The organism is Photorhabdus sp. RW14-46 (genome assembly GCF_963887965.1).
GTDB classification, from domain to species: domain Bacteria; phylum Pseudomonadota; class Gammaproteobacteria; order Enterobacterales; family Enterobacteriaceae; genus Photorhabdus; species Photorhabdus laumondii.
The window spans coordinates 1-9,203 of record NZ_CAWPHH010000062.1 but is presented as its reverse complement, the minus strand read 5'-3'; the positions used below and the strand labels follow the sequence as shown (position 1 = coordinate 9,203).

The following is a 9,203-nucleotide window of genomic DNA, read 5'->3' as shown; positions in this document are numbered from 1 at the left end:
TTAATAAGTTTTATTGGTTATAATTTCATTGCCAAAAAAGTAAGGTGTTATTATTTTATTTACTTGTACTGTTTTGATGGTTATAATCTGCATGGTTATTTACGGAGATGGAATAAATAATTGACGAAGTTTTATATCATAGGTGTTACTTTATTATCTTCTCTGTGTTTCCGATATTATCGCAGAAAGAGATCTGCGATAATAATCTTTCTGAATTTGGCGTTTTCCTTGTTATACCCTATGGATTTCAAGATGCATCGCGGCGGCAAGGGAGAGAATCCCCAGGAGCATAGATAACTATGTGACCGGGGTGAGCGAGTGCAGCCAACAAAGAAGCAACTTGAAAGATGACGGGTATATATCCATTTTATTAATAAATTACTTTTTGGAAAAAGTATGTCTGATAAATTCATGCAAACAATATCTGATATTAATTTTAATGGTGGGTTTTTTCTTTATTTAATTTTTTGCTATTAAAAATCAGAAGATTTCACTATTTCATGAGAACTTAAATATTCTCAATAACGGGTACATCCGTTAGGTGCCGTGGTTTTCTGTTTAACCCAAATAATAAATTAAAGGACTATTTATGGGTAAATCATCAAATAGAAGTGCAGTGTACCTCTTTACAGGAAGATATTATGATGATAATGACGGTAATAGTATTACTGCTATTGGTATTGGTGGTGAGGTTTATGCTTATGGCGGAAATGATGATGTTACCGTTGGTTCATTTAAAGTCGATGTATACCATACAGATGGCGACCTTGCGGTAAAGGGGGCTTCAGGTTACACCGGTATTCATAAAACGGGAAATGGCGGGCTGTCATTTGCGGGGGCTGCCGGTGTGGCTGTTATTGATCACACGGGTGAAACGGGAAATTTAAATTATTCGGGTGCGGCCGGTTATAATAAACTGGTCCGTAAAGGGTTGTCTGGTGATACTCGTTTTAGAGGGGCCGGTGGATACAATCAGTTATGGCATGAAACTAATCGGGGAGATTTAGATTTTGCCGGCGCAGGGGCAGGCAATGATATTGACCGTACCTGGTTTAACCGTTATCAAGATTCACAGGGAAATGTGACGTTTAATGGCACCGGTGCTGCAAATAATATCAGCTCGCGGGTAGAACACGGTAACGTTACATTCAACGGGGCCGGTGCTGATAATCACATCGTACGTAAAGGTAAAGAGGGTAATATTATCTTACGTGGCGCGGGTGCATCGAATCGAATTGAGCGTGTATACCAAAATAAAGACGAGTATGAACAGACCCGCGGTGATATTACTTTTGAAGGTGTCGGCGGTTATAGCCAGCTCTATTCTGATGTCGCGTATGGCAATATTAATTTCTCCGGTGCGGGGGCTTACAATGTAATCACCAGAATAGACGCGAATAGCGATTTCGATGATGAGACACTGGAGTTTGCTAAAGCCAAAGAAGTTGTATTAACGACGGCAACGATGGAAGGAAGCTGGATACGAGAGTCTCAGCAAGTTACAGGGATGAAATCAACCGTCGAGCCGGATACCTATCTTTTTGCCTTTGCTGACAAAATGTACACTAAAATCAGTAAAGTTCGGCTGCGAAATAATCCCACCACGGGCAGACTCGGTTATTATGCCACTTCCTGGTATAAAGCGGGCAATCACCTTGAAAATCTTGCTGCGAAAGAAATTTCGTCAGGCAATGGATTTATCACGGTAAATGCTAATGGCGCTTATCATCTTTCCGGTTTAATCTTTGAGCGTCTGCAACCCGTCACGATCCATGCTATCGAGGAAAACCTGTTGTCAGATCAGTGGGTAACCTATACGGGTGGCATGATGGTTAAAGCGGAGGATATCTCGCTAGGCGATGCCAAAATGGGGGGGGATGCTGTCTTTTCTGATGGTAGCACAGTCGATGTTTCCGCAGTCAAATCGAATCGAAAACCCAATACTTATGTGTATGCCAAAGTATTGGGACCCTATACCAAAGTGGTTGAAGTTCAGTTGGCCAATGATCCCGAAACAAAGCAACTAAAATACATCGCAACCGCTTGGTATAAAACAGGCGATTATACGGGTGATTTAGCCAATGAAGAGTTTTCTTATGATAACGGGTATGCCTCTGCTGGCTCCGGTTACACATTAAGTCAGCTTCAATATGACATCAATACAGTGCGCCGTACCGCCCATCGATTAGTGCATAGCAAAGAATATCATCAGCAAGACCTTGTGAAATTATCTGCAAGCAGTGGTGACGTTAATTTTAACGGTGCAGGGGGCGGAAACGTTATTAAATCTGATGTCACGCGGGGAGATATTAATTTCACAGGAGCGGGGGCAGCGAACGTTATTTTGCATGACTCAAAGTTCGGTGATACGCATTTTAATGGTGCGGGTGCCGCCAACGTGATTGTAAAAAAAGGTGAAAATGGCGATCTGACATTCCGTGGTGCCGGTTTAGCCAATGTCTTGGTTCACCAAGGTAAGAGCGGAAAAATGGATGTTTACGCCGGTGGCGCGGTAAATGTTCTTGTGCGTATCGGGGATGGGCAATACCTGGCTCATCTTCTGGCTTATGGCAATATCTCAATCCACAAAGGCAACGGTAGCAGCCGGGTGCGGATGCTGGGCGGATATAACACGCATACTCAGATAGGTAATGGTAGCGCGGATTGGTCTGGGTCTGGCGGTTTTAACGTCATCACTCAGGCGGGAAAAGGGAGCATCTCCTCTGTACTGTTAGGCGGCGCTAACGTACTGACTAAGCTCGGTGCGGGTAGTCTGGTTGCCGGTATGCTTGGCGGTGCCAATATTATCACTCATCTCAGTGAGGGGACTGAAACTACCAACACCACCGCCATTGCGTTGGGCGGAGCCAACATCTTTACCAAGAAAGGGAAAGGCCATGCGCGGGTGGTCATGGGCGGCGGGGCAAATGTCCTTACGCATATCGGGGACGGCAATACCACGGGCGTTATGCTGGGTGGTGCGAATATCTTGACCAAAGTTGGAAAGGGTGACACGACCGGCATCATGTTTGGTGTTGGCAACGTGTTGACCCATGTCGGCGACGGTTTGACACTGGGCGTGATGGCCGCGGCAGGGAACATCTTCACCAAAGTCGGGGAGGGTACATCAATTGCGGCCATGATTGGCGCGGGTAACCTGTTTACTCATGTCGGCAAAGGGGATGCATGGGCATTAATGGGGGGAGTGGGTAATATTTTTACCAAAGTGGGTGACGGTGATGCGCTGGCATTGATGGTCGCCGCAGGTAATGTGTTTACGCATATTGGGGATGGCACCAGTGTTGCGCTGATGCTGGCAAAGGGCAATATCGCCACGAAAGTGGGTAATGGTATGACGTTGGCGGCGATGATCGGCAAAGCCAATATTTTTACCCATGTCGGGGAGGGCAATACCTTTGCGGCCCTGATTGGCGGGGCCAATGTGCTGACCAAAGTCGGTAACGACCAGACAGCCGCTTTAATGATAGGGAAAGCCAATATCTATTCGCATGTGGGCAATGGCACCAGTATTGGTTTGTTTGCCGGTGAACTGAACGTCATGACCAAAGTCGGTAATGGCATAACGCTGGCGGCCATGTTTGGTAAAGCCAATATGATGACCCATGTGGGGGATGGCTTAACGGGGGTCTTGGCACTGGGTGAGGCCAATATCGTTACCAAAGTGGGTGATGATTTTATGGGGGTTGTTGCGGCGGCGAAAGCGAACGTTATTACGCATGTCGGTGATGCGACAACCGTCGGTATCCTGCTTGGTAAAGGCAATATTCTGACCAAAGTGGGCGACGGTACCACAGTTGGCCTGCTGATTTCCAAAGTGGGTAACGTGATGACCCATATTGGAGAAGGCTCAACGGTGGGGTTTGCCAAAGGTAAAGCCAATATCATCACGAAGGTTGGTCATGGTACCGGCGTAAACGCGGCTTGGGGGGAAGCGAATATCCTGACCCAAGTGGGGAATGGCGACCGTTATAATTTCGCGAAAGGTCAAGCCAACCTGATGACCAAAGTGGGGAAGGGACAGGAAGTCACGGTAGCTCAGGGGGATGCCAACATTATCACCCATGTGGGTAACGGTGACGATTATACCGGTGCCTGGGGCAAAGCCAATGTTGTCACTAAAGTTGGTGACGGGCGCAATGTGGTGCTGGCGAAAGGCAAGGCCAACATAATTACTCAGGTAGGTCAGGGAGACAGCTTTAATGCCTTATGGAGCGAAGGCAATATTGTCACCAAAGTGGGAGACGGTATGCAGGTGACGGCGGCGAAAGGGACAGCTAACGTGACCACGACAATAGGCAACGGTTTAAATGTTACCGCCGCGCATGGCGACGCGAATATTAACACCCATGTGGGTAAGGGTATTTCGGTTAATGTGGCGTGGGGTAAATATAACGTCAATACCAAAGTGGGCAATGGCCTGAATGTGGCGGTCATGAAAGGCCAGAGTAACGCCAATATTCAGGTGGGTCATGGTTTAGCGGTTAATGCCTCTTATGCGCGCAATAATGTGGCGATTAAGATAGGTGAGGGTGATTTTTACAGCCTGGCGGTTGCCGCGAGTAATACGGAAAGCAACAAACTGGCCGCTTTCTTCAACAATATCAAACAAACTGCACTCGGTGTGATGGGCAGTCAGGCGATCAACTATCTGGTGCAGGGGGAGGAAACTAACACGTCGGGCACTCATAGAGGCAGAGGGGCGATTCATTTAGCGAAAGTTTCTGCTATTGATGGTTTTGAACTGGATGAAATTGCGCCGGTAAATTCAGATTTAACCCATCATCTCAATGGTGTTGTCACAGCGGTGGAGACGCCTGACGTCAGTTCAATAGAAGGTGCTTTGAGTCAAAAAACGCAATCGGTGTCAGATCAGAGTAAAAATTTGATCGTCAATGGTGACTTTGAACAAGGTGAGCTGGGCTGGCAGTCAACTCATGGTATAGAGGCATATGGTTCAGCGAGTGTTTATGGTTTTGATATTGCCAGTCATGGAGAACGCGTCAGTGAACTTGATGCGGAGAGAAACACCACGATTTACCAGGATCTGCAAAACTTGTCTGAAGGCGAGGTGATTTCACTGAGTTTTGATTTTGCTCATCGTTCCAATGCCTATATTATCAACAATGGTATGGACGTTTTCTGGAATGGAAAACGAGTATTCTCAACGTCTGGAAATGCAATAGAGTGGCAAAGTAAAACGCTGGAATTAATTGCACGGGCAGGCAGTAACCGCATTGAGTTTAAAGGAACCGGTTTGAATGATGGTGTAGGCTATGTTCTGGATAACGTTGTTGCAAAATCTGAGAACCCACTACAAACCGATGTGGTTACCGAACATGTGAGACAGGGTAAAGCAGTACAAAATGCATTAAGCGATAAAGAAAAAGCGGAAAGAGATCGCCAACTGTTGGAACAGGAACAAGAGAAACAACTGGCAGGAATTGCGAAATCGCAATCCCAGTTGGAATTAACGGATCAGGCAGCAGTTAGCCAAAATGGGCTGACACAACGCAATGCGATAGAAGCAGAAGCGCAGGCCGTGACGGAAGAGCTGACTTTACTCGCGGACAAATTTAAAGCACTTAAAGATGAAACTGATGAGAGTCGTGAGTTAGAGAGCCATTATCTCGACTATGCGGGTGGAATCGCTGAGGACATCCAGAAACGATTGGATGATATTAAGCCGACATTAGAAAAACGGCTGGCGGATATACATCGGGATGCTATTGATATACAGCAAAAAGTAAAAGATACCGTGGTGCTATCAGCAGCCGGAACAGAAAAAGGTAAACAAAATCGTGATAAGGCTATTCTTGATGGTGTAGAGGCGCAATTAAAAGCAGAGCAGAGAGAAAAAGAAGCGCTTTTGCAACAGCAGCAGGCGGAAAAGGCGAAGGATAACGCCAATATCGCGTATCAGAATGCAGAAAATCGGGGTCAGCGTGATATTGCGGCGGCGGAAAATAAAGCGGCTCAGACTCAGGCGGATGCTAAAGGGGCGAAACTGAGCAATGACAAGCCTGTTCGCAGTGGTGCAAGTGGCAGCGGCTTGTCAGGAGAAAAAGCCTATGAGTCAACTGGCGCGGGAGAAACCGGCAGTCATATCGATCCGGAATCAATGCCGGAGGCGGGAAACCGATATTATCAGGGGCTGACCGAAGAAGAGTTGCGAGCGTTGGCGAGTGCGAAACAAGCTGTTAGCCGGTTGCAGATCAACGCGGGAATTCGCGCAAAAAATACCGGTGTTTCGCTAATTCCTCGGTCTGTTGAAACACAATCTGACAGCATTATGGGATCTCCTTTACATGAGACGCGTGAACTCATTAGAAAAGTGCCGATAATTTCTGGTGTTAATCTGGAGGAATTGGGGGAAAGTGAAAAAAAAGAGCTCAACGTTACCGTACTAAAAAAAATTGTCGACGTCGACCAATGGTTTGATAATGGTAACGATAATGCGCGGTTACCCGATGAGTTATATTTCATTGAAGACCAGATTGTATTTAATCATCAAAGAAATACTAAAATTCTTACGGAGAATGTGGATAGCGCTTGGAAACCCTTGCCAAAGTTGATGTCGGTAAGTGAGTTTCAGGAAGCGGCATCGGTGGTGGGCAAAATTCGTGGTGATAATTACAAAAAAGTCATTGATGCGCTAGAGAGTTATCACAATATCCGACAAGGCAGAAAAGACTATATATTGAATGTGGTTAGAAAATTATCCGATTTGCGCCAACAAGTTGAAGGATACCTCTTAGGTCATCCTGACTCAGGTCGTGTACCGGCGATGAGGGCCTTATTGTCTCAAATTGACACGTGCTTTAATGAGTCGATGGTCTTTGCTGGGTCCACCGTAAAAATCCCAGGGCAAGGCGATTTCAGTAGGCTGTATGATCAGCTTGGCAGTGCCAATCTTAAAGATTCAAAACACCTTTATATTGATGAAAACGGTGATTTTGTTACTCGGGGTAAGGAAAATATTCATATTAATCAGAAAGCGGAAAGTGCTGATAAGGCGGTTGAGCAAGTCAAAGCGGCGGTTATTCAAGAATATGGTCAAGATATTTCAGATGCCGTCTTCTCGAATCTGAAAGCCAGCGATTTATCGAATGACGGGAAAGGTATTGATGTCTCTGGTTTAAGAAAGATCCATCAGGCGATTGAGCAATATTTATCTCCAATAAGTGCCACACTGTTTGTTTGGAAACCAAGCGCTCATAGCCTATTAGGCCACGGCGCAATGCAAATTGGCCAGGGGCGTGCGCATGTTAATGCGGACATCGCAGGCTTTATCAATAAGAGAAATTATGCCAGTTGGTGGCCGTTGTTGAATCATAGAACCCTTGAAATAGATGTCGCCTACGAAGAGCGCGATAAGTTCGGTCTGAGATATGGTGACTATAAATTACAACGTTTCACTAGCAAGCTAGAATGGGCACAAGGGGTAGATGTCGCCTTCAAAGATGTTACTGAAGACTTTACTATGATGGCATTGGCAGATCCTAGATTGCTGCAATCATCCGGTATTCCTAAACAGATATACCAGCCATTTGTTGACATGTGGAATGGTTATGAACACGAGAGGGCAGATGTTGGCAGGTTTTTTGCGGAAGAACTGCGATATCAAGCCAATAAAAATGTTCAAGACCCTCAATTGATAGAAAAACGTACTGCCAATGTCATTCGTCAATTTAAAGAGCGAGAGTTGGCGGATATTCAGAACTTTAAAGACCGCGAAGCCGATCAAGGGCGCGTATTTCGTATTAATCTTGAAGGTCTGGATGTGGCGGCAATGCAGGCGAAATGGCGTAAAATCAGCAATGATCCTAATGAACATTACCAACTGCTGAGGAATAACTGTTCAAGCATTGTTGCCAGAATATTAAAAGCAGGGGGAGCAGATAAACTTGTCGGCCATAAGTGGCTGCCAAAGTTTGGTGTCTGGACGCCAACCGAGTTGTTTAACTATGCTCAGGCACTTCAGGAGGCTCAGCTTGAAATAATAGCGAAAAAGAAAAGCCACACGCCTGTGGAAGATTTAACCGCATTATCTGGCAAAAATAAGGTATTGGAAACGGCTGTGGCGAAAAATGGCGGCACTTCGTTACTGAATCAGCTTATTACCAAGGGGGGCTTGCGTAGATATAATGATGTTGCCAATGTGCCGCGTGTTCAATTGCTTAATAGTTTGCAAGTCGCACCAGCGGTAAAGTTAGCTCATAAGCCCGTTGAGCTCTGGCAAACCGCCGAGGTAACACCACAAACCGATGGCCGTGAAACGCATTTTGATAGTCAGATCATTATCCAGGTGGAGGATGACCTTGCTGTCGCCGAAGCAGCGGTCAATCTGGCGGGTAAACACCCGGATTCCAGTGTCGTGGTTCAGCTTGATTCTGAGGGTAAATACCGTGTTGTCTACGGCGATTTATCTCAACTTAAACCATCAGACAAGTTGCGTTGGCAACTTGTGGGGCATGGTCGTAGCAAATCAGAGCAGAATTACACTCGTCTGGGTAGTTACAGTGCAGATGAGCTGGCCGTGAAACTCAAACAATTCACTCGAAACTTTAGTCAGGCGGGTAAACCAGACCACATTAGCATCGTGGGTTGTTCGCTGATAAGTGATGACAAACGAAATGGTTTTGCCCGTCACTTTATTACGGCCTTAAAGGAGCAGGGTATTCAGACGACGGTTTCGGCTCGTCGTAGTGCAGTCGCCGTTGATGTGGACGGCCGTAAATTTACCTGGAATGAACGCCGTCAATGGATCCATAAGCTGGCTGATAACAAAGTCGTCCTGAGTTGGAATGAAAAAGGCGAACTTGAAACCCGTTCAGAGCGCGTGCGTCGTCATATTGCTGAAAGCGATATCCATCTTTCGCGTGTCGGCATGGCGGATGCGGAGATGCCGGCCAGAGGGGCGATTGTGGATAATACCGATATTTTCACAGTGCCGGAGAGACGCAAAAATAACATTGAGACCGATTCAAGTGATATCTCGAATAACCGGCTAAGTTACTCGGGTAATATTCAGGTGGGGGTGGGGAATGGCGAATTCACCGCGCTCAATTGGGGAACCTCAAACGTGGGCGTCAAAGTCGGTATGGGGGGCTTTAAGTCACTGGTTTTCGGGGATAATAATGTGATGGTGCACATCGGCAATGGCGACAGTAAACACAGCGTCG

At 46.3% G+C, this 9,203-nt stretch carries 2 protein-coding genes; both read left to right on the top strand.

Annotated features, from left to right (window positions below; translation table 11 throughout):
- The first annotated feature begins 301 nt into the window (after positions 1 to 301).
- Complete coding sequence (locus AACQ38_RS23035) at positions 302 to 463, top strand: hypothetical protein (RefSeq protein WP_158538258.1); 162 nt, start codon at positions 302 to 304, stop codon at positions 461 to 463.
- 126 nt (positions 464 to 589) lie between these two features.
- Positions 590 to 9,203, top strand: an 8,614-nt coding sequence (gene rtxA, locus AACQ38_RS23030; protein WP_165579165.1) for an MARTX multifunctional-autoprocessing repeats-in-toxin holotoxin RtxA, incomplete at its 3' end; no start/stop codon positions are given.